General features: G+C 49.7%; 16 protein-coding genes and 1 tRNA gene. 13 read left to right on the top strand and 4 right to left on the bottom strand.

What is annotated here, in order from left to right:
- Nucleotides 1-264 precede the first annotated feature (264 nt).
- From mprF to F1728_RS06435, 5 genes are all read left to right on the top strand, one after another.
- Entirely contained in the window at nucleotides 265-2,832 is a 2,568-nt protein-coding gene (mprF, locus tag F1728_RS06415; RefSeq protein ID WP_155363399.1) for a bifunctional lysylphosphatidylglycerol flippase/synthetase MprF, read from the top strand.
- Nucleotides 2,816-4,882 (top strand): glycogen debranching protein, encoded by a 2,067-nt coding sequence (locus F1728_RS06420; RefSeq protein WP_155363400.1) that lies wholly within the window; start codon nucleotides 2,816-2,818, stop codon nucleotides 4,880-4,882. The genes mprF and F1728_RS06420 overlap by 17 nt, the downstream gene beginning before the upstream one ends.
- A gap of 259 nt (nucleotides 4,883-5,141) precedes the next feature.
- The gene (locus F1728_RS06425) at nucleotides 5,142-6,419 is read left to right on the top strand and encodes an FAD-dependent oxidoreductase (protein WP_155363401.1); all 1,278 of its coding nucleotides are present in this window, start codon (nucleotides 5,142-5,144) and stop codon (nucleotides 6,417-6,419) included.
- 112 nt (nucleotides 6,420-6,531) lie between these two features.
- Entirely contained in the window at nucleotides 6,532-7,548 is a 1,017-nt protein-coding gene (locus tag F1728_RS06430; protein WP_155363402.1) for a prenyltransferase/squalene oxidase repeat-containing protein, read from the top strand.
- Nucleotides 7,549-7,684: 136 nt separating this feature from the next.
- Nucleotides 7,685-8,533 carry a DUF6159 family protein gene (locus F1728_RS06435; RefSeq protein ID WP_155363403.1) on the top strand — a complete coding sequence of 283 codons (849 nt, stop codon included), beginning with the start codon at nucleotides 7,685-7,687 and terminating at the stop codon, nucleotides 8,531-8,533.
- Nucleotides 8,534-8,564: 31 nt separating this feature from the next.
- Here the strand turns inward: F1728_RS06435 and F1728_RS06440 are convergent, their stop codons facing one another.
- A complete protein-coding gene (locus F1728_RS06440; RefSeq protein WP_155363404.1) occupies nucleotides 8,565-9,413 on the bottom strand; it encodes a glycerophosphodiester phosphodiesterase in 849 nt (282 codons plus the stop codon).
- A gap of 152 nt (nucleotides 9,414-9,565) precedes the next feature.
- On the opposite strand from F1728_RS06440, the gene F1728_RS06445 reads away from it, so the two are divergent.
- On the top strand, nucleotides 9,566-11,641 hold the full coding sequence (locus F1728_RS06445; protein WP_194242707.1) for a serine hydrolase: 2,076 nt from the start codon (nucleotides 9,566-9,568) through the stop codon (nucleotides 11,639-11,641).
- Nucleotides 11,642-11,658: 17 nt separating this feature from the next.
- Here the strand turns inward: F1728_RS06445 and F1728_RS06450 are convergent, their stop codons facing one another.
- Nucleotides 11,659-12,762 carry an alpha/beta hydrolase gene (locus F1728_RS06450; protein WP_228030533.1) on the bottom strand — a complete coding sequence of 368 codons (1,104 nt, stop codon included), beginning with the start codon at nucleotides 12,760-12,762 and terminating at the stop codon, nucleotides 11,659-11,661.
- Nucleotides 12,763-12,822: 60 nt separating this feature from the next.
- Nucleotides 12,823-14,073 carry a right-handed parallel beta-helix repeat-containing protein gene (locus F1728_RS06455; RefSeq protein ID WP_155363406.1) on the bottom strand — a complete coding sequence of 417 codons (1,251 nt, stop codon included), beginning with the start codon at nucleotides 14,071-14,073 and terminating at the stop codon, nucleotides 12,823-12,825.
- 482 nt (nucleotides 14,074-14,555) lie between these two features.
- Here F1728_RS06455 and F1728_RS06460 point away from each other — a divergent pair.
- From F1728_RS06460 to F1728_RS06490, 7 genes are all read left to right on the top strand, one after another.
- Nucleotides 14,556-14,629 (top strand) — tRNA-Arg (locus F1728_RS06460).
- A 141-nt stretch (nucleotides 14,630-14,770) separates the two neighbouring features.
- Nucleotides 14,771-16,354, top strand: a complete 1,584-nt coding sequence (locus tag F1728_RS06465; protein ID WP_155363407.1) for a hypothetical protein — start codon at nucleotides 14,771-14,773, stop codon at nucleotides 16,352-16,354.
- A gap of 717 nt (nucleotides 16,355-17,071) precedes the next feature.
- Entirely contained in the window at nucleotides 17,072-17,938 is an 867-nt protein-coding gene (locus F1728_RS06470) for a DUF4339 domain-containing protein (protein ID WP_194242708.1), read from the top strand.
- Nucleotides 17,939-17,958: 20 nt separating this feature from the next.
- Entirely contained in the window at nucleotides 17,959-19,560 is a 1,602-nt protein-coding gene (locus F1728_RS06475; protein WP_194242709.1) for a WD40 repeat domain-containing protein, read from the top strand.
- Entirely contained in the window at nucleotides 19,557-20,573 is a 1,017-nt protein-coding gene (locus F1728_RS06480; RefSeq protein ID WP_155363410.1) for a LamG-like jellyroll fold domain-containing protein, read from the top strand. Before F1728_RS06475 ends, F1728_RS06480 begins: the two co-directional genes overlap by 4 nt.
- 89 nt (nucleotides 20,574-20,662) lie before the next feature.
- A complete protein-coding gene (locus tag F1728_RS06485; protein ID WP_155363411.1) occupies nucleotides 20,663-21,208 on the top strand; it encodes a Yip1 family protein in 546 nt (181 codons plus the stop codon).
- A gap of 25 nt (nucleotides 21,209-21,233) precedes the next feature.
- A complete protein-coding gene (locus F1728_RS06490; RefSeq protein ID WP_155363412.1) occupies nucleotides 21,234-22,700 on the top strand; it encodes a hypothetical protein in 1,467 nt (488 codons plus the stop codon).
- A 346-nt stretch (nucleotides 22,701-23,046) separates the two neighbouring features.
- On the opposite strand, the gene F1728_RS06495 is transcribed toward F1728_RS06490, so the two are convergent.
- The gene (locus tag F1728_RS06495) at nucleotides 23,047-23,787 is read right to left on the bottom strand and encodes a tyrosine-type recombinase/integrase (RefSeq protein WP_155363413.1); all 741 of its coding nucleotides are present in this window, start codon (nucleotides 23,785-23,787) and stop codon (nucleotides 23,047-23,049) included.
- Nucleotides 23,788-23,811: the final 24 nt, after the last annotated feature.

Genomic DNA, 23,811 nt, shown 5'->3' on the forward strand with positions numbered 1-23,811 from the left:
TGAGAGAGTTTACCCGCTGTTCAGCAACCAACAGCGCCTGGTTTTATTCTATTCCTGTCTATTCAATAATGCACGTATAATCTATGATCTCTTCGAGAAAATTCATGAGCCGTTCACTGTAACGGAGTAATTCTCTGACTCACTACGACCATGACGCCAGGATAGATAAAAATATTCTCATCTGTCGTTCTGTCGAAAGGCCTTTAAGCCAAAAATTGACATTGTTCAGACCGTGATATCAGCCCCCGTGAATAAGACCCCTTGATGCTGCATCGCCTTAAACAACTCGCTCCGTTGCTGGTGATTACCATCTTTGTGGGAGCCATCTGGCTGCTGGTCAGGGAGCTGAAACATTACAACATCCACGATATCCGCTCGGCTGTGGAGCAGATTCCCGCCTGGCGACTCTGGGCAGCCGGGGGCTTGACAGTTCTCAATTACGTCTTGCTGATCGGTTATGACTACCTGGCAGTCCGGGCCATTCAGCATCCACTTTCTCTGGGGAAAATCTCGCTGGCTTCCTTTACCGGTTTTGTCACCAGCTACAATTTCGGCGCCCTGCTGGGAGGAACCTCGGTTCGCTATCGACTCTATTCCGCCTGGGGTCTGACGGCGATGGAAATCCTGCAGCTGATACTCATGCTGGGAACGACCTACTGGGTCGGCGTGTTTGCGCTGGCCGGGGTCGTTTTTCTTTCCCGTCCTTTCCCGATCCCCGCATCGTTACACCTTCCCTTTTCCAGTGTTCAACCACTGGGAGGAATTTTACTGGCTGTTGCGATTGTTTATGCCTCGCTGACACTTATCCGCAAATCACCCATCCGGGTCAAAGGCATTGAACTACGTCTGCCCAGCACCAGGATGACCTTATTACAGCTGGCCGTCTCGGCGGGAGACCTGCTACTGGTTGCCGCGATCGTGTATACCCTGCTCGCGCATAACCTCACCATTGGCTACGGCGAGTTTCTGGGTATCTTCCTGATGGCAACAGTGACGGTGGTACTTTCCCATGTACCAGGAGGAGTCGGCGTCTTTGAACTGGTAATTCTCACACTCGTCGCCTCCCCTTCCTCGGCTCAAATCCTGGCGGGGTTACTGGTCTTTCGGGTGATTTACTACCTGATCCCCCTGTTTTTCGCCGTAATTTTAATGGGCCTTCATGAGCTCTCCCTCAATCGCGGCCTGGCACAACGTACGCTGCAGCAGGCGAATCGCTGGTCGGCGGCAATCGCCCCCCTGATTCTTTCCTGGTGCACGCTGCTGGCGGGGGCAGTCCTGCTCTTTTCTGGTGCTACGCCCATCGTCACAGCCCGCCTGGGATACCTGCAGCAAACGCTCCCTCTGCCCCTGGTCGAGATTTCACACTTCCTGGGGAGCCTGATTGGTGCGGCCCTGCTGGTCCTGGCCCGGGGACTCCAGCGGCGACTCGATTCGGCCTGGTGGCTGATTACCGGCCTACTCAGCCTGGGGATCCTGGTCTCTCTGCTGAAAGGCTTCGACTATGAAGAAGCGATTCTGCTCGGCATCATTCTACTGGCCCTGCTCCTCAGCCGACGACAGTATTATCGCAAGGGAACCCTGATTCACGACCGCTTCAGTCTTCCCTGGGCGGCTACCATCCTGAGCATCGTCCTCTGTTCCCTCTGGCTCGGACTGTTTGCCTATCGGAACATCGAATATTCCCACGAACTCTGGTGGGCGTTTACAATCAAGGGGGACGCTTCACGTTTTATGCGGGGCAGCATCGGCGCGATCTCAGTAGTGTTGCTCTTCTCCTTTGCGAAATTAACCTCCGCCCAGCGTCCCCAGGCACACCCGCCGACCACGGACGAACTGGCACTGGTCAGGCAACTCGTGACAGCTTCACCAGTCACGTCTACACGGCTGGCATTACTGGGAGATAAATCCCTGCTGTTCAATCCACAGCAGACGGCGTTCATTATGTATGGCATCCAGAAACGGTCCTGGATCAGCCTGGGAGATCCAGTCGGGGCCGAAGCGGACCGGGCCGAACTGGTCTGGCAGTTTCGCGAACTCGTGGACCTCTACGATGGCTGGCCCGTCTTCTACCAGATCAGACCGGAAAACCTCTCGATTTATCTCGACCAGGGACTGACCATCCTCAAACTGGGGGAAGAGGCACGGGTCCCTTTAACCGAGTTTGAACTCTCCGGTGGTAAACGACGAAAGCTCCGTCAGGCGATCAATCACTGTGAACAGGCAGAATGTGAATTCACCATCATCCCCAGGGAGCAGGTTCCTGCCATCCTTCCGGAACTGAAGCGGATCTCTGATGACTGGCTGCAGTCTAAGAGTACGAAGGAAAAAGGGTTTTCCCTCGGTTACTTTGACGAAACCTATCTGTCGCAGTTCCCGATTGCTGTAGTGAAACAACGGGGAACGATCATTGCTTTCACCAATATTCTGGAAGGCGCTGACAAAGAAGAACTCTCAGCCGATTTGATGCGTTACGATCAGACAGCGCCCCCGGGTGTGATGGAATATCTGTTTGTGAAACTGATGCTCTGGGGACAGACTGAAGGTTATGCCTGGTTCAATTTCGGCATGGCTCCCCTTTCCGGGATCGAAAGTCGTCCGCTGTCCCCCGTCTGGAACCGGACGGCAAACTTGATCTTCCGCTATGGCGATCATTTCTACCGCTTTGAAGGTCTGCGCAGCTACAAAGAAAAATTCGATCCGGTCTGGACTCCCAAGTACCTGGCAGCGCCCGGCGGACTGGCACTACCTCAGATATTACGAGACCTGGTTGCCCTGATTAGTAAACCCCACACTGATTCGATCCGGAGATCGCACGATGGACCACTGGGATAAAAGAGAAGGCTCTCCCGTACATCTGGGAGAAACCTGGGTTCCTGCAGAGAACGCTTACAACTTCGCCATCTATTCGAAACACGCCGAACAGGTGAAGCTGCTGTTCTTCACCGAGGACAATCTGTTCGAACCGGTCTTCGAATTTGCGTTCGACTATCTGCGGAATAAGTCGGCTGAAATCTGGCACTGCCGGATTCCCAAAGAAAAGATCAAATCCGCAAAATATTACGCCTACCAGATGGACGGCCCCTCGCCGGATGGCATATATGACTGGCATGCCTTTGATCCAGATAAGCTGCTGTTTGACCCCTATTCCCACAACCTTTTCTTCCCCCCCCTGTTTGATCGTCAGCGGGCCTGCCTGCCGGGCTCCAACATCGGACATGCCCCGCTCTCGGTATTACAGTCGATTGAGTGCGCCTTTAACTGGGATGACGACCAGCATATCCATCACACTTCTGACCTGGTCATCTACGAGATGCACGTCAAGGGGTTTACCATACGTGAGAACTCTGGAGTCTCGGCTGATGCCCGGGGGACGTTCGCGGGCGTGATTGAAAAAATCCCGTATCTGCTGGAACTGGGAGTGACCGCGGTTGAACTGATGCCCGTCTATCAGTTCGACGACGACGATGGTAATTACTGGGGATACATGCCCCTGGGCTTCTTCGCTCCGCATGATGCGTACTGCAAATCAGACGACACCTGCGAACGCCACATCGAATTTTGTGAAATGGTCAAAGCCCTGCACACGGCCGGCATCGAAGTCATTCTGGATGTGGTTTACAACCATACTGGCGAGGGAAACGAACAGGGCCCCACCTACAGTTTCAAAGGGATCGACAACACCACTTATTACACACTGACCAATAATCCCCAAGATCCGTTCGCCAATTATTCGGGATCGGGCAACACGCTGCATACCGCCAACCGGGCCGTCCGCAAAATGATCGTCGACAGCATGCACTACTGGGTTAAGGAGATGCATGTAGACGGATTCCGTTTTGATCTGGCCAGCATCCTCACCCGCCGACTGGATGGAAGCATCGACGAATCGAACCCGACCACGATTGGACAGATTGGTTCAGACAACACCCTGACCGACCGCCGTTTCATCGCAGAACCCTGGGATGCAACGGGAGAGTTTCAGCTCGGCTCCCGTTTTCCCGGTCATCGCTGGATGCAATGGAATGCCGCCTACCGAGATACCGTGCAACAGTTCGTGCGGGGGGATGCCGGAAAAGTCGCGGACCTCATGACTCGCATCTACGGCAGTTGTGACCTGTTTCCCGATGACTGCCTGCACGCCCTGCGACCTTATCAGAGCGTCAACTATATCACTTCGCATGACGGCTTCACCCTGTATGATCTGGTCTCGTATAACAGCAAACAGAACTGGGCCAACGGTCACAACAATACCGATGGCACCAACGATTACAGCTGGAACAGCGGCTGGGAAGGCGGAGACGCACCTCCCGAAGTCGAACAGCTTAGAAAGCAGCAGGCCAAAAACCTGTTTGCGCTGTTGATGGTCTCTAACGGCTCGCCCATGTTTCGTATGGGTGACGAATTCCTGCAGACCCAGGGCGGCAACAACAACCCGTACAACCAAGACAACGAAACGACCTGGCTCGACTGGGATCGACTCGAGACGCACCAGGATTTCTTTCGTTTCGTCAAACTGATGATCGCTTTCCGAAAACGGCACTCAACGGTCTGCCGTTCCCATTTCTGGAGAGAAGATGTAAAATGGTATGGAGTTACACGCTATGTCGATCTGACGCCTGCCGCGAAAACGCTGGCGTTCTGTCTGCATGGTCAGAGTGAAGCGGACGTCGATTTGTATGTCATGATCAATGCTGCCACCAACACCTGCATTTTTGGAATCCATGAAGGAACTCCCGGAGAATGGCAGCGAGTGGTCGACACGGCCCTGCCCAGCCCGGAAGATGTGCTGGAACCAGAGTCCCTGAAGCCGGTTTCCGCAGCAACCTACGATGTGCAGGCACGGTCGGTTGTGATTCTGATCAGGCAAAAGCGTATCTTATAAATAATCACTCTTCAGCTGCGAAAGACGAGACGAAATATGGAAGGTTATGCTCAAGTCATCGGCAGTCTGATGATTCTCTTCGTCATTGTGATCATCTCCCGCCGAAGCTTTAAACGGAAACCAGTGTCAGATTCACAGCCCCCACAGAATCAGGCGATCGAACAACCGCCGTCAGATTCAGATCAAAACACAACTTAAATCTGCTTCGCGCTCAGTATTACCGCCAGGATGCAATTCTTTTTACAGTAGGTTACGGGCCATGGATGAGTTTCAACCACCGGCAAGCGGTGCTTCTATTACAACTCGCTGCTGTGTTGTAGGCGGAGGGCCAGCGGGATTATTTCTCGGCTATCTGCTGGGGCGGGCCGGCGTGGAAGTCATCGTACTGGAAAAACACAAAGACTTTCTGCGTGACTTTCGTGGCGACACCATTCATCCTTCTACACTGGAGCTGATGCATGAACTGGGCCTGCTCGATGAATTCCTGGGCATCGCGGACAAACACTTCGAATCTCTGAAACTCAATTTTGAAGGCCAGGATGTCGAAGGGCCTTACTTCACACACCTGCCGACCCAATGCAAATTCATCACCTTTGCACCACAGTGGGATTTCCTGAATATGCTGGCCCGGCATGCCGCTGAATTCCCCAACTTCCAGGTACACATGCAGTCGAAAGCCACCGGTCTGATCTTTGACGGAGACCAGGTCGTGGGCGTCAAGGTGGAAGGAGTGAATGGAGAATATGAAATCAAAGCCGATCTTGTCGTCGGTGCCGACGGTCGAGGCTCGGACATGCGCCACGAAGCAGGTGTCGAAATCGTCGAAAAAGGAATTCCCATCGACGTACTCTGGTTCCGGGTCAGCAAAGCAGGCGAAGTCACCGACAACACACTGGCCCGCATTCGAGATGGGAGAATGTTAATCACCATCGACCGGGGAGACTACTTCCAGACCGGGATGATCATTCACAAAGGTTCCTTCGATGACTTGAAGCAGGAAGGCCTCGAAGCCTTTCGCAAACGGGTCGTCGATATACTGCCCGCCCTCTCTGATGGCATCAACGACATCGACTCGTGGGATAAGGTCCGTCTGCTGACCGTACAGCTGAATCATATTACCAACTGGGCTCGTCCGGGGCTGCTGTTCATTGGAGACGCAGCCCATGCGATGTCCCCTGTAGGAGGTGTTGGCGTCAATCTCGCAGTGCAGGATGCGGTCGCAGCAGCCAACATCCTGGCGGATCCGCTCTATAATGGAACCCTGACTCTGTCAGATCTGAAGCGGGTACAACAGCGGCGTGAACCACCGGCACTCCATATGCAGCGTCTGCAGGTCTTCGCACACCAACGACTGTTCGGTGGTAGCAGTGTCCCCGGTAAACCGATCTCAATTTCCTGGCCGTTACGGAAAATCGCCGGGCTGCTTGCCCCGATTCTCAGACGCAAAGCTGGAAAGATCATCGGACTCGGTTTACTGCAGGAGCATATCGAATGCCCCAGTCGGGCCCCTCGCCCTGCAGAAGCGCCCGCGAAATGAACCGGTTCTACGGGAAGCTCTCTCGTAAAGAGAAACTGCTGGAAACGGCATCGCCATGACTGCTACAATCGAGCAGTACACGATTGAAGTCCGTTTCCTGTGAAGGAGCAGCATGTACTACTCGATTCTGCAGGCATGCGTCTGCTGTCTCATTCTGAATCTCGCACTCTTATCGCCAGCCGGTGAAACCGCTCCCGATCCGGCTCGGGTTCGATCAGCCATTTCCCGTTCCATCCCCCTCATCGAAAAAGCAGCCGCCGGTTCAGCCCGTGAACGAACCTGTTTCACCTGTCATAATCAGGCCCTGGCCGTCCTGGTATTCAGTGAGGCACAGCCGCGGGGATTCAAAATTGATCAGACCATTTTTCAAAGACAGGTCGATCACACAGCAGCTGCCCTCAAGCGGGGGCTGGAAAAATATCAGGCGGGACAAGGTCAGGGAGGCGGTCCTGACATGGCCAGCTTCTCCCTCTGGACACTGGAGCTGGCAGGTAGGAAACCGGATGAAGTCACAGCAGCCGTCACCGGGTATCTGCTGGAACGCAACCGCTCCCGCGATCACTGGCTGCGTAATTCTACGCGGCCTCCGTCCATGTCCAGCGATACCAATACCAGCTATTTCGTGATCCGGGCACTGAGAAATTTTGGAACCAAGGAACAACAACCCCGGATCCAGGAACGTCTCGCTCAAAGCCGCGACTGGTTCCTGAAACTCAAACCGGCTTCCACCGAAGAAAGAGTCTTTCAGTTAAGAGCCTTCCTGGAATTAAGCGTTGAAGAGTCACAAATTCAAACGGCGGCCCGGGAACTGACACAGTTGCAGAATTCCGATGGGGGCTGGTCACAACTCCCCGAGATGACCAGCGACGCCTACGCGACAGGAACCGTGCTGGTGGCCCTTTTACGTTCGGGACAACGGAAGGCAAACGATGTGAGTATTCAACGCGGCATAAAATACCTGCTCGAGACTCAGCTCCCGGATGGCTCGTGGTATGTGAAATCGCGTGCCAATCCATTCCAGACTTACTTCGAAACCGGCTATCCGCACGGGAAAGACCAGTTCATCTCAGTCACTGCGGCCAGTTGGGCCACCGTTGCACTGCTACTGACTCTGCCGACCGATGAATAATCTGTGAGAATCATCAGATTCGATTATGTCCGCGCGCTGCAATCTGTTATAACTCTGGGGAAGTTGCCACGAATGCAAGAGTTTATGACAGCGTCGCACTGTATTGCCAGCCAGATCATCAGGAGGATTCACGATCATGTTTACCCGCATCTCAAACGGATGGGCGCTCTCAAAACAGAGTTTTCACGTCTTAATGCTGGATAAAGAATTGCTGCTGTTTCCCATCATGAGTGGCATTTCCTGTCTGCTGGTACTGGCCAGCTTTGCCCTGCCTCTGTGGAACAGTAAATATGTTGATGTCATCATGAACGATCAACAGGCCCCACAGGATCCTGTCGCTTATGTGATTCTGTTTGCCTTCTATTTCGTAAATTACTTCGTGATGATCTTTTTCAACTCGGCCCTGATGTCCTGTGCCATCATTCGACTGAAGGGGGGCAATCCAGGGATCGGCGATGGTTTTAATTCCGCCCTCAACCGCCTGCCGCAAATCGCCGGTTGGGCTCTGGTCAGTGCGACCGTAGGTTTCATCATCAAGATGATCGAGTCCCGCTCTGAGAGACTGGGACAGTTTGTCGCCGGCCTGCTCGGAATGGCCTGGTCGATTACGACTTATTTCGTGATCCCCGTCCTGGTAGTCGAACGGAAAAACCCCTTTGAGTCAATTAAACGCTCTGTCGGAATTCTGCGCGAGACCTGGGGCGAATCACTGGTCGCCAACTTCGGGATCGGCATGATCATGTTCCTGGTCATGATCCCGCTGATTGCAATGATTGTGGGTGGAGGCTTCTTAATCAGTTCAGGAAGTGTCGCCCTCGGTGGAGCTCTGATAGGAGTCGCCATTTTCGGTATTCTGCTGGCATCCCTGGTTTCCTCCGCCTGCCATTCGATCGTTATCGCAGCCATCTACCTCTACGCTGCAGAGGATGAAGTCCCGGAAGTTTTCGATCATGATCTGATCTCGCATGCCTTCGCTCAGAAATAGAACCGATCGATGTATCTGAAGCAGATTCGAATCAGGAACCCGAATCTGCTTCTCTCCAGATGCGACGGCACTCCAATGGATAATCGGTCAGCATGCCTTCCACTCCAGCCGCACGGATCTGATTCCAGACTTTTGGATTCCGACGGGCCTCCCCTGCTCCACCAAAATTAAACAGCACCTGTTTGCCCTGCTGTTTGAGAGAGTCGACTTCTGACTTTTCGGGAACAAACGTCAGCAGAAAAACATCCAGTTTTCCCTCACTGAGACGAGCTTCCAGATTCTTCCGGCTGACATTTTGTCCAACGCGAAACTTTGGATTCAACTTTTTCAGACGCTGACTCATATCAGCACTCTGATCGAAGCCAAAACAATCGCCGAACAGATCATACTTCTCCAGCAGTTGAATCAGTTTATGTTCGCCTTTCGGATTCAGCTGCTTGATGTTCAAGGCGATCACAGTCTCGCCCCGTTTGCGATCCCTGATCAGCTTCAGAGTCTCTTCCAGAGTGGGAATCCGTGTCTCTGCGAAAGCAGGATCAAACCACTTTCCAGCATCGAGCTGTTGAGCCTCGGCCCAGATGATGTCTCTGATGGAACGTTTGCCTCCGTCAGTTGTTCGCTGCAGACTGTCATCGTGAATGATGACCAGTTCTCCATCTTTTGTCGTTCGAATATCCAGTTCAATGCCCAGCCCGAGATCCAGGCACGTTGAAAACGCGGGGAGCGTATTTTCGGGAGCATGGCGCAGCAGCCCCCGATGCGCGATCAAGATTGGATCCCCTGCGAATAAAACCTCAGAGACGATGCTCAACGTACAGAGCAGACCGATTCCCATCTTTAGATAATTCAAAGCAACGCCCTTTCCGGATTCTGTTTTCATTCGGTTCTGAGTGAGACCAGACAACCAGTTTACATAGCCTTTCAGTTAAAATCAGCCTCCGGGATTAGAATCTGCTTGAACCAGCTTCGCTGGTCCCTTTATCATCGAAAGAGTTCACATCATTATCCGCCAGCTTTCGAATGGTAAAACCCATGCCTTTGAGAATCTTTCTGCTGCTCCTGCTCTGTTTTACAACCAGCTTACTGCGGGCTGCCGAGACAACTTTTGAACTGAAAATGTCTGCGGTAGAGTACCAGCGTTTTGTTTCAGGTCTCGGGAAGCAGGATCTGGCTCTTGCTGAAGTCAGTGTTTTTCCAGGACAGCGATCCATCGAATTTGCAGCAATCGCCGTCCCCCGTGCTGGTCAGCGAGACTGGAAAGCGCATCACGGGCTGACGATCGGTCAGCTGAATCAGAAATTAGAAGAATATGCTGCAGATGGGTTTCAACCCATGGATATCAGCGGGTGTGAACTAAGAGGCTCTGCCCGTTATGCTGTCATCTGGGAAAAGGGGGCCGCTCCCGATTTCATTTTGAAACATTCCCTCGATGATGCCGAGCTCAAGGAAACTCTGGAGACACTGAAAGAAAAGGGGTATAGTCCGCTTTCCCTGGATGGATTCGCTCTCCGCAATAAAGCCTCCCATGCGGGGATCTGGGTTAAACAGCAGGCAAACGCCTGGGAAGCAGAATGTAATGTCCCCGCAGACAGTTTTCCTCAGACCTACGACGAGTTTATAGCGCGTGGTTATCGCCTGGAAGAACTCTGCGGGTTCAGTATTGGTAACACTCCCTTTTACCATGCCCTCTGGTCCAAAGTTTCTGGCCCGATCTGGCAGGCACGATTTCATTCTACTGCCAGTCAATTAGAGGAAGTCGACAAGCAACGCAGAACCGAGAATCTGGAGCTGTCTTATCTGGATGGCTACCAGGTAAACGGCAAGACTTTTTTCAACGCCATCTGGAGAAAACCGGAGCAGAGATCTCGCATGACTCCCTCACCGATCCGCTGGCAGACCGCCGCTGACATACCGGTCACCGGTCTGGAACAGCCGGAATTCGCTTCACTGGACCAGTCAATCAAAGAGTTCCTGCTCGAACACCATCCCCCGGGTGCATCTGTCGCGGTCAGCTATCGTGGTCGTCTCGTTTACGCTCGCGGTTTTGGTTACGCCGATGTTGAGCAAAAGAAAAAGGTCCAGCCAGACAGCCAGTTTCGGATTGCCAGCCTCTCCAAGCCTATCACAGCCGTAGCCATCATGAAGCTCATCGAACAGGGAAAATTGCAGCTGGACACGAAGGTCTTTTCAGTCTTGAAAGATTACCAGAAGGAGCTGGCAGCTCCAGAAGTCGATTCGCGTCTGAAAGATATTACGATTCAGAATCTGCTGAATCATACAGGAGGCTGGGACCGGGATGCCTCCTTTGACCCCATGTTTCGTTCGGTTGCTTTCGCCAGACAACTGGGCAAGCAGCCTCCCGCTGAAGCGGACGATGTAATTCGCATCATGGTACAGAAACCGCTCGATTTTGCCCCTGGTGAAAAGTATGCCTACTCCAATTTTGGCTACTGCCTGCTGGGTCGAGTGATCGAAGAAGTAACGGGAAAGCCTTACGCAGAATATGTGCAGCAGACGATCTGCCAGCCACTGGGTATGAAACACACAGAGCTCGGCAGGACACTGCTCATCAACCGACGTCCCAATGAGGTCAAATATTACAGCGGCAATGTTGGTAGTACAGTCTATTCGAATAATACGCTCTCCGAAGTGCCGCGTCCGTATGGTGCCTGGTACCTGGAAGCAATGGACTCACACGGAGGCTGGATTTCTTCAGCCCCGGACCTGGTACGCTTCGCAACTGCGTTCAACCTGCCGGATGAATGCCCGATCCTGCAGGCTCCTGCCCTTTCCCAGATGTTTGCCCGTCCTGAAGGGAGTGCGGGCTTCACAGAGGATGGCGTCCCCAAAGTTGCCTATTATGCCTGTGGTTGGATGGTGCGGCCGATCGACACAGCGGGCAATGCAAACCACTGGCATATGGGAGCCCTGGATGGCACTTCAACCTTACTCGTCAGACGACTGGATCGAATCAACTGGGCCATCCTATTCAATACCCACCAGGGTGCCGACCAGAAACGACTATCAAACCTGATCGATGCCCCCATGCATCGCTGGATCAACCAGATCGAAAACTGGCCTGAAAAAGATCAGTTTCGAGAAGATTGAATCGCTTCGGTACACCTCTATTTTTTGAGATGCCGATCAAAAAACTGGTAAGCGGTTTCACGCGTCGTGGGTGGAAAATCGTGCTGTGCCTCAGGGTATGTGGCCTGCAGATTCTCTGGGTGTCCTGATAACTGATAGACCGGTTGCGCAATCCGAATCACATCTTTCACCCCCGAGACCTCAAAATTACTGTCGCTCACAGGAGCACATGCCAGAAAAGCCCGCGGCGCAAAGCTGGCCACGATCTCGGTGAAATCAAAGGGAACCTGATTCGGATCATTCTGGTATTTACTGTTGATCAACGGCATATAGCGGTCACTGGTCCAGCCTTTCAGCTTTCCGCCGTAGTACTTATGGAAACGGGTGAAGCCACAGCTTGATACCAGGGCCTTGATACGAGTATCAAAGGCCGCGGTAAACATCGTATTATGCCCCCCCAGCGAATGTCCCACACAACCGATCTGATCCGCGTTGACATAATCCAGTGACTGCAACAGATCAATGGACCGCATATTGTCATAGATCGCCTTCATGGTCCCACTACGGTATTCGGGATGCGCCTTGAAGTCATACGGATACTCACCGAACGAAGGGTAATCGGGGGCGAGTGTGACATAACCCCGCTCTGCCAGTTCGATCGCATACTTCAGATTGGGCAGTCCCCGAATCCCCGCCGGTTCCTCTTTTCCGATCTGCGAATTCGTCTGATGCAGGCAGAGAATGGCAGGCACTCGATGCTCGGCAGAGGCACCCGGAGGAATAAACAGATATGCTTTGACCCGCTGCTGCAGATCGTCGGTGTGATACGAGATTTTCAGTCGCTTCACCCTGCCCAGATCGGTCTCTTCCAGCACTTTCATCTCCTGGGGCACAGGTTGCTTCGGCTGGGGCACTTCGCCCATCACCGTCTGCATATTAGACAGGATGTGCTGTCTCCGAGTTTGCCAGTCGTTCCAGTTTTTGACCGACTGTTTCTCATTATTCTGATCCAGATAGTAAGACAGATCCAGGTGCTCCCGATAAACGGGAGCAGCCTGTTCTGTCTCAGACTGCTGTTCTGCCGCCTGTAACCCGGAGAGACATCCCCACAGACACATCATCCATCCACTTATCCGCAGCATTTCTGATCCGCCTTTCTACAGAAGTTTCTCGCAGATTACATTTGCCATTGAAATAGACGACTACTTGGATTCCGGCTTCACTGGCTCTGCAGCCGCTTCAAGAACATGTTCCACAATCGATTCTTTCAGCAGTTTGTGGTCTGATTCAACATCGATCAGCAGGTTATTCCCGAAGATCACATGGGTCGTTGGTTCGATCACTTCCACTGCCTTGGGACGCACTGAAGAGAACAGGTTGCCGGAAACAGTAATTCCCCGAGTCTTATCCAGTGTCAGACCAGCAGCTTTAAGGTCATTGGTGCGGCGTTTGACCATTCCTTTTCCAATGTAACTGTTGGAGAAGTTATTGCCTGTCACTGTAATCCGGCCGGACTGAGGACCAATCCACAATGCATCTTCTGCGAGCAGTGTGAAGGTATTCGCACTCACAGCACAGCCATGCGCATCTTTGAGAATAATCCCTTTTCCGTTATGCGCGATCACGTTCGCAGACATCGTAATGCCGTAGCATTCCCGGTCGAGGATGATGGCACTCCCGTTACATTCTTCAATCATGTTGGCGCTGACAATAGAGCCATAGGTATTCTCAATGATCACGCCATGCCGCAGGTGGTCATCCAGATTATTTCCGCTCATACACAGGTTAAAACCATCATCGCAGCGCAGGGCATCCTGGTTCTCTTCAAAGTGATTGGCTGAAACAACAATATCATGGCAGCCGAGCAGGTTCAGACCAACAGCCTTGTTGTATGTGATCAGACAGTCTGAAACGCGGGGATCTTCAAAACAGAAGTCCAGAAAGATCCCATCACCGCCGTGGTAGCTGCTGGTAACTCCATGGATATAGATTTCCTGCACCCACTTGGCATTGATACCCCGTCCACTCTTTTCATTTCCGGTCACACGAAAGTTCTGCAACTGCACACGCCAGATACGGGGCTTCGGGTCTTTTTTCCCGTCAGGCAGTTTCATATCAGCCGGGGGATGGATCTGAATTGCATCCAGGCCCTCTTCATTCTTGTTATGGATATGCGTTGCTCCCCCTGCACCGACCAGAGTAAAATCTCCACTGGTAATCACAAGCGGTTTATCAATTTCAAATTTACCGGGAGGCAGCATCACAATCCCCCCCTCAGCAGGAACCGCATCAATGGCTTCCTGAATTGTGGAGTAATTGATTGCGTGGATCACAGGTCGTGCACCAGCCAGTTTCGGCTCTGCCGCTCCTGCTGAAACCGGGCGATAATTCAGCTGAAAACTGAGTGTAAATGTCAGCATTAAAAACAGAACCATTCGTTGTAAACTCATCATGGCAGGCAGGACCTCTCTTGAACAGAAAAGCGGATTGCAGGACTGAGGACCCAAACGACAACGTTGATCCTCACGATCAGATTGCAGGAAATCACTGAGAAAGCACAACTTAACTTTCTTACGTAATTAGTACTATCTCAACGGAATCGACGAGGTTAGTCAAGCAGTAGAAGCCAGGCGGCGCTGAATTGATCTGTATTTAGGAGAGCCTGCTGCCCTGCTTTGAGCGTCAAGCATTATCTGTCACAATGACGAGATCCATTCTGAGTACCATCACCTGTGATCGCGCCAGCGGCTTGTTTTTTATGCTGGGATTGCTAGAATGCGTTCCTGCGACAGTTGCAACCAGATCACATTTCAGTAACATAAACTGAGACAACAGGTTGCATCTGAATCATCACAGATACGACAGCCGGAAAGAGAAACTTTCCGTTTTTGTCAGTAACCTGTGTCGCGATTATCTGGTCTAATCCATCAGATCTGCACCCGTAGCTCAACTGGATAGAGCACCGGTCTTCGGAACCGGGGGTTAGGGGTTCGAATCCCTTCGGGTGTATATTAAACACGGCCTACATTTTTGTAAGCCGTGTTTTTTCACGTGCTTACAAAATTATCTACTCTTGGCCCCCCTCTCTGTGGCCGATAAAATGGCCGATAAAGCAACCTAAAGTGGCCGATAAGCACGCGAAAGGCAAAAATGTCTGTTACCCGCAAAAAGGAAATGAAACCAGATTCAGCGGGTCGATATCGACCTCGCATCGGGTATATCGATTCCAAACGTCAAACTCAGAAACGCTTTAATCTGGGGACCTCAAAAATAGAGGCAGAAGCCAAGCGGGCTAGAATCCAATCCATATACGACCATCAATGCAAAAGATATGGGCAGGATTATTGGGACCAGATAGTCTTACAATTTGCCGAAGCCGTTGCTAAAGACCAGCCAGTTCATTGGACCGTTTTTTCCAATGACTCAACAAGCAATGACTATGAAGCTGCGTTGGAAGTATCCATTCTCAATGAAATGTCTGAAACATATGGAGTCTCCATAAAGTTTGACGATGAGGAACAAATTCAATACGGCAAAAAAGTCTTACGAGAAATGCTTTCCGAAGATGTCCAAGAAGCAGTTTCAAATGTACTTTCTCGATACAAAAGTGAATTTGGGCCTCTCTCAGAGAAAATTCGCCTGTCAGATGATCCACTTAAAACTGACTTTTCAAAACTCGAAGATGCAATACTCGCTTACATAACAAATATAGAAACCACAGGACAGAGACTCGAAAATGGCTCTCTGTCACTCGGCTCCCTCAATAGAGTTCGATTGATAAAACAAGTGAATGAACAGTTTGGACATTTAACTTTAGCAGAGCTATCACTCCAACAGATTGACGAAATCGTCGGAATCTGGAGAAACCGTCCTCCCTCAAAATATCAGAATCGCTGCTCCATCGATCACGCCCAAGGTATCATCAAACAGATCTTTCGATTTTTGGATTGGCTTGATACATCTAAATACAGATGGGAAAAACCCAAAGGGGTCGACAAGATCAATCGCAAAGTGGTTGTGTTTCCGTCTGAGAAACAAAATTCCGCTGTCACAATCGATACTTACACACCTACTCAGTTGGCGGAACTTATTAAAGAATGTGATGATTTCCAGAAAGCCATTATATTACTATGCCTTAATTGCTCGTTCGCTCATAGTGAAGTTGGCAGAGTTACTCTTGACAGATTCGTATTCGACACTCCCCATCCATACGCTGAAACACTAGGCATTGAATCAAGTAATCAAGATTCTTGGCTTCATTTCAATCGGCCCAAAACTGGCGTGTATGGTGAATGGTACTTGTGGCCTGAAACAGTCCGTTATGTAAAATTAGCGATAGACAGAGCTCAAAAATTGGGGGCGAATCTCATTTGTGTCAATGGTCGTGGAAATCCCATGTATAACGAATCATGGAAAGCTCCACAGTCAGCCATCAACACGTGGTGGAACGGTAAAGCGACCAAAAGTACAAGAAAAATTGGAGTAGTTACGAAAGTCGGAAGACGAATTGATAATTTTCCACGGTACCCCTTCAAGTCAATCAGAAAAACGGTCTCAAATGAACTTCGCAAAAAATTTGGTGGCGAAGTAGCGAGCCTAATGCTCTGTCATGGCAATCCAACGAACGATGATCTTCTTAACATTTACGCAGATCGTCCATTTGGATTACTGCATGACGCATTGAGAAAAATACACTCTCTCTATGAGCCAGTCTTTAAAGAACTGAAAACATAATTATCTCTCTTGAGGTCGTGATCGAAGATTTGATAGAGAGAAATTCCCCTCATTGGAGTGGATTGTAGTCTAACTCGACTGTAATATAAGTACAGTGCTTCGTCTTTAGATCGAAGCCCAACTTACAAAACTATTAGGAGATATTTAGACGGCCTCTTGAGGCCATATTTTGACAATTTGATACGACGTGCGAACGTCAGTTCTGCTTCTCTCGAAACGACCAACCTGAACCACTATGTGGTTCCTTCAATACAAGAGGCAGTACTTGGACGAACGCTCCCCGAACGGGGGGCGTCGGCCTTGTGCTGTTCTTGTATACCCCTTGGTCGGGGTCGAGAGAGCGGTCTTGGTTTGACGCTCCCTCTTTTCTTGTCGTTGCTGACACCCGAAAGAGATGCTGAGACGATTTATCGCACAGTAATTTCTTCTAAAGGGTCACCGCAGATGGCAAAATCACTCACGCAAAGAATGGCACTCGTCCACTTCTTCTCCTCCCTGCTCTTCCTGCTTCCACTCCACAATCTTAAATCCACAGTCGACTCTCCAGTCACATTCATCTCTCTACAACTTTCAGTTATTGATGATGGTAGCTGCACGCCCACGGTGCATAACCGGGAGCTCTCCGCATTTCATAAAGCGACATCCGAGTAGATGGTACTTCTTGGTTTGACCTCACGTTTCGGATTAAAAACTTCTTGAATGATTAAGGTGATAGCAATGGCACGTGAATGGTATTTCAGCCAAGGGAGTGAGCGTCAAGGACCAATCGATTCTGCAACATTAAAGCAGTTAGCTTCCACTGGAAAAATCCAACCAGAGACTCTCGTGTGGCGAGCGGGTATGCAAAATTGGGTTAAAGCCAAAACTATCAAATCACTGTTTCGTTCTATTCCACCTTTACCTGATGCACAAGAAGTCAGGTTTGATGATCATGAGTCACAGGGTGCATCTCAAAGGCAAAACGAAAAGCATGGAATCTTCGATACGTTCTCAGCTATCAGCCCTCGCAGAAAAATACTGTGGTTGTTCTGTGGGAGCTCAGGGGCATTTTTCATCGCCTGCTGTGGTCTTTGTGGGATTGCAGGTCTTATCACTGAGAGATCATCTAATTCAAGCATTTCATCTAACGCAACTTCTGGAGGTGATTATGCTGAGAATGAACCGTCCCCTGAGAATAAAGACGAGACACCCTCTGAGGATCAAATGGTGCAGTTGATAGCAGAGTTTGCAATTCTTACGTCCGGGAACGTTAGCAATATGCAAGAAGCAAATGAAACCAGAAACCGTCAGAAATGGATTGATGGATGGAGCAAAACTTCTCCAGAAGATTTTCAGCTTCGAATGCGTTCTTTGGCAAAGGAACTTGGTGCAGATAAGTATGAACACAGCCGTCATCTGTTAGAAATCGAACCTACTTCCACTAAGGAAACAGTCGTTGAAGGTACTCCGGCTCGTATTATCGTTTACGGCCCATGGAGTGCCAAAGTTACGATCTTCTTCATTGGACACCAAGGCCGCTATCGTCTTTACATGGCGACAGTCGGTGACAAGCAATATACAACTGTTGGCATTTCAGAAGGGTGAAATCAAAGGTCATGAGTAAGATGTGGTTTATCATCAAAAATGGCATTGAGGTCGGTCCGTTATCCAACCGGCAGCTTCGTGAATTGGCTTTAACTAAACGTCTTTTACCCAGTGACGTCATTAGAGCTTCTGATTCTGTAGATGTTTTGCGTGCTGATTCGCTCAATGGTCTGTTCCAGCCGGACACGAAGACCAGCCGTCCAACGCCTCCTCCGCCCCCGTTGCCTCAATCCGAACCATCCACTCCAAGGAATCCATTATTTTCTGTGTCACCGTTCATGGTTGCGATGATCGGTCTCGGGTTGTTGACGGTATCCACGGTTTTTGCAGTCATTGAACACAACTCTTCACCGCAAACAGCAATAGCCATCCAGCAAGGCGATGACGTGTTGGATGGAGAAAAGGATGATGAATTCATTGCTGGGAACAATGCAGTCAACACGCCACCTTCGGTCTCTGATCTCCAAGAGCAGGATTCCTCAAAACATCAAACAAAGAATTCTGATACACAGAACACCGCTCCCAAAGTTGCTAATAAAAGGTCGCGTGCTACAGGTAGTGAACCTTACCAATTGGATGGAATAGAAAACCTGACAATTCAAGTTCACAATGATGCCATCTCTGCAGAGTGGCTGGGAAGACTTTGGGAGGAGCGAATCGAATATGAATCAGTTGCGTTTTCCCCAGATGGCGAGATTCTGGCAGCAGCAGGTGCTCTTCGTCATGGACTTGTCCATTGGGAAGGTGTGATTTTATTGGCCGAGGCTGCCACAGGTCGAACGATAGTGGCGATGCGTAAGGTACATGATCGGCCTGTTATTTCGATGGCGTTTTCTCCTGATAGCCAGATGCTGGCGAGTGGTAGCAATGATGGCGTAGTGAAAATCTGGAAACATGATCCACCGAACGAAGTCTCCAAAATGGTGTTCACTCACCCGATTTCCGGTCTTGGGCGTGCCCCAGATCGACCTGAGCGATTGTTTTGGACTGGAAACGGAACAGGGCTGATTGCTACAGGTGGCGTCGACTCTTCTCCCCCACTTTATGGCAGTATTGTCCGATGGGATTCAGCAGGATGGAACGAAACGTATGCGTTACGTCTTGAAGGAAGAGTGACTTCTGCGGGCCTCACCCGAAATAACGAAATCATTACAGCGTCCACATATGGCATCGACATGTGGAATGCTGATACCGGTAAACCAGCAATATTCACTACTGATTCAGAGTTGCTTAAACGGGACGAGTATCCTCATGGCAAAGGTTCTAACTGTCTGGTTTCATCATCCGAGGATGGAGCAGTCATTGTTGCTCGCCCATTCGGAGGCAAGCGTGGTCAATTAAATGTCTATCGCAATAATTCACGACTCACAACGATTCGAGTTGGAGAAGAAGCGGATAGGGCGGTTGTTTCTTCGACCGGCAATATGGTAGCCACCTACAGCCATGGCTCAGATGTCGTGATCTGGGACACTGCGACGGGGGCTAAGTTAGTGACGATTTCAGGGATTCGTCAATACCTCTCAGCAATGACATTCTCACCTGATGACCAGATGCTTGCGATCTCACTTTCCGGTGGGGATAACGTGGGTCGCCTCCTTGTTTTGCGAGTGAAACAAAAATGAAAGTACCGGTGCACTTCTATATTTCAGCGGGTGGTGTGGGCTTTGGTCCTTTCAGCAGCGAACAACTCACGCAATTCGTTTTAGCCGGGATCGTAGATGAAGATAACCTCGTGTGGCGAAAAGGTGACGAGACTTCGCAGCGAGCAGCCACTGTGCTCGATGAGAAGTTCACGGTTTCTGCTATCGAAGATGAACTAGCTCCTTCGTTGGCTGCAACAGGTTTAATGTGGGGTATTGCTTTTGCGATCTGGTTGGCGGCTGCCGGAATCTTTGCATATGCCGTCAGCGGTCGATTTTTGGATCAGCAGTTTGCGACATCCGATGGGAGTAGAGAATCCCTCAAGGATGATCAGCATACCACCAATGGAAACTCGAAACCGGAATTGAAGTCTCCTGCGATATCGAACGGCAAGCAAAAAGTCATTCTTCCCCAACCAATCTTTTCTCTGACATTTGATGATGATGTGATTCCTGCAAACCGCATTACAGAAAGTGGTGCAAGACTTGTTAATGGAAAGATCGGTAAAGCTATTGAGTTCGATGGCAGGAACTTTATCGAAACCCAGTGCACTTTGCCGTCTGGAAACTCCCCCCGCACATTGACTGCATGGATTCAGAATTCAGGAGATTCACGGATTATGAATTCTCATGCCATCGCATGTGGCAGCGATGTTGAGGGAAAGCGAGTCTGGGGCATATATCATGCGAATGGAAATTGGGCGACGTATGGCTGGGGACACTATTTGGAAGCGAACACTCATGTGGATCGTGAGTGGCATTTTCACTGCATTTCATTTGATGGCGAAAATGTCGTTTATTATGTCGATGGTGAAAATGTAGGTGAGAAAAAAGCAAAACTGGATACAACTGCTGGTCCTATGATTCTTGGGACTTATGCCAATCGGGCGATGGGCTTCTGTTTCAAAGGGCTCATTGATGAAGTGAAAGTCTATGATGTTGCACTTGATAAACAGCAAGTCGAAGAGCTTTATGGGAGCTACCGTCATAAATGACACCCGCAATCATCTTTAGATATGAGATTCATCAAAATGAACTGACTTTGATGAGTGCTATCAAACAGTCTTCAATCTGAGGTCTTAGAATGAGCGGACAACCAAGAACTTCAAAGACGACAATCATCGCCAGAATCCTCGCTTTGGGAGCATCACTCGGTACGACTTTTTTCTACGTTCTTGCAGCATTAGGAATGAGTGCAGCCATTGGTCCAATCTGGATCGGTGCTGTGATCGGCATCAGTCTTTTTGTGTTCGTTATGTGGGCGATCATTCGATTTTTAGGATGGGTCATGTCTGGCGATGATCCCAGCTATCAACAATACATCGCTGAGGGTGGCGATCCATATTTTGATGGGCTGCCTCCTCCCTTTAACACAGACTCTTGGACGCAACGCGTAGGCGGACTTAGCGAGCCTGACACCGACTTTGTTCCGCCAGACAATTGGGAATTCCAATGCCTGAAATGCGGAGCACGGAGAGAGCATCAAATCGATATCTGCTGGAATTGTGGACACGGAAACGATGTGCGGCAGTGTCATGGCTGCGGAATGCTTGTGAAAGAACCCAGTTTTGGTGCGTTCGAAACTACAGGTGTGATTTGTCCTGAGTGTGGAACAATTCTTAAATCCTGAACTTAGCAGAAAAGGATGGAATGATATGAATAAAATGTCAGCTTGCTCGTTAGCCTTTCTGGTACTTTCTCTTGCTACTGGGCGGCAAGCGTTTTCGCAAAAGGTGTTTTCTAATTGGCCAAGACCCTCCGAAATCAAAGTAAGGTTAGGAGCACAATCTGTCGGTATTCCACCGGGACGACTACCCGGACATGGATATCCCGACATGCCAATTTCAGTGGTGGCTAAACAGCCTCTCAAGTTTTTAATGGTATGTGGAAATGATACCTATTTGTGGAGTGGCAGGACTCTGGGGCAATCTACGCCTGTTGCAAAAGTTCTATCACCGGGGAGATCTGGAAGCCTAGATAATAATTATGCAGGCATTTCTTCTGTTTTTCATGACAAGAATAACAATAGGATTATTGCGTTTTATCATGCTGAGGATAGTGAAGGAATCGGTAAGGTTGGTATCAACGGAGTCCAAGGATTTTACGGTAGGATTTGTGTTGCAGAGTCTCCTGTTGGCAATTTGAATTTTAATAAAATCGGTGCAGCAATTACTGCCGACCAACCCAAAAAACTGCGAGCTTGGGAGACAGAAGGTGGGCCTAAAGCCGCGTGGTTTGCCCAAGGAGTCGGTGATCCAACTGTGTGTGTTGATTCAACAGGGCAATATTTACTTTGCGTATATAATGAATTGAGCAACAGGCTCAAAGCTGGAAGAGGAGTCCAATTATGTATTGCACGCTCTCCTGTTGGCTCTGGTGGCAGGCCGGGATCATGGAAAAAGTTCTATCGTGGTTCATTTAAAACTCAAGGTATTGGAGGGCATGATACTCCTGTGATCTCCGCCGCTCCCAAAGGTGACGCGATCAGTCCGCATATACAGTATGTTTCAGAATGGAATAGATACCTTCTTGTTTTTTCGGTTGGAATATTTTCCGAAATAAATGGAAATCCTCCAAGAGTTTCAGAGAGTGGCGTTTATATCTCGACTTCAAAAAATGCAACTGACTGGACGAAACCAATACAGATCAAAAGGATCTTCGCTATCTTTATCAATGGTCAAGAATGCTTGATGCATCCCTTTCTGGTCATAGATCAAGTTAAAGATGATGAAATTACCGGCCAGTTGATGTATCGCTACACTCATCTATGGCCGAGAGAGCAAGGATATCTGGCATCGACACCAATTCATATTTCAATGAATTCCCAAACAGGTTCTCAAAGTAGTCGCTCGTCAATGAAAAGACGAGAGTCGAAACCCAATAAACCTCTGAGGCAAAAACTGGCAGATACGAAATGGAAAAATGATTACCAAGGTGATTTCCACTGGAAGAAAGACGGTCGTCTTTTATTGAGAGGTGTAGAAAGAAAGTGGAAGGTCATTGGTCCAAACCGAGTAAGAGTTTTCTTTGATAAGCACACCAATGATCTTATTTTCAATGATGATTTAACCAGTTTCAAACAAATAAACGGCAAAGAAACTATATCTGGAAAGCGGCAGTAATTGATAAGTCGGAAAACCAATAGAATTAGTATAAAATTCCAATCGCCGGTATTTACAGCCCCGCCCGTCTCAAAAACTTTTCAGGATAATTTTCCCAGTATCAGCCCATAAGAAAATCCAATTTTTGCAACCAGCTTCGCATAGACAAATCTTTGTCCGATGAACGTCATATAAGACAGGTAGGGGGTTTAGTCCTATATAAGTGCCCACCGGGGGTTACTTTTTCACATAAACTATCCAACAATTCGCTTAAACAATTTTTGTAAACCAACACCCCATCTGAGCTGAATCTGATGCATGATTCAGCTCAGATGAAAAACACAACTGGATCGCAGGTGTCTCAATCTCAGAGGTCGACCTGTCGCATCGTCTGCTGATACTTCTCTTCCAGTTGTTTATCGAGAGCTACGTGCTGGTAGATGCTGAGAGTTTCCCGGCGTGCGTGGCCAGTAATCAGTTGTAGTTCAGCGTCTGCCAATCCTGAGTGCTTGGTGAGCCAAGTGATTGCTTGGTGTCGGAACGTGTGAGGTGTGGCTTTAACCCCAGCTTCCTCAGCATATTGTTTCACGATCTGTTGAACACGACGGGTTGAAAACTTGGATGCCCGTTTCGTCTGGAACAACCAGCGGTTTGTAGGGCGGTTGGCTATGTGAGTTTTCAGGGCTGTGGCGAACGTCTTCCCGAACAGAACATACCTGTCCTTACTCCCCTTCCCCTGTTCGACGAAGATCTTACAGTTCTCCAGATCGACATCAGATACTTTGATGCCACACAATTCTGATACACGAACACCAGTGTAGAACAGAAGACGTAACATCAAGGCGTGCTGTATATCCTCGGCCCGATCTACGATCTGGTAAAAATGTCTGAATTCCTCTGCCGTCAGTACGCGGGGAAGTTTCCGCCCTTTCTTCTTTGGCTTGAGCTCACACTGCTCACGAACACGGCGACTGACATATCGCCAGTCCTCATAATCCAGACCAGCTTTTCGAACGATCCGGACAACCTGTGAGACAAGCTTTGATTTCGCTTTTTCGTTTTGTGATACGCAAGACGTACGTTTTTGATCGGATTTATGGTTGCCCATGGTATGATTTCCCCTGTTTAATTT

Origin of the sequence: Gimesia benthica (assembly GCF_009720525.1) — a bacterium.
Taxonomy (GTDB): domain Bacteria; phylum Planctomycetota; class Planctomycetia; order Planctomycetales; family Planctomycetaceae; genus Gimesia; species Gimesia benthica.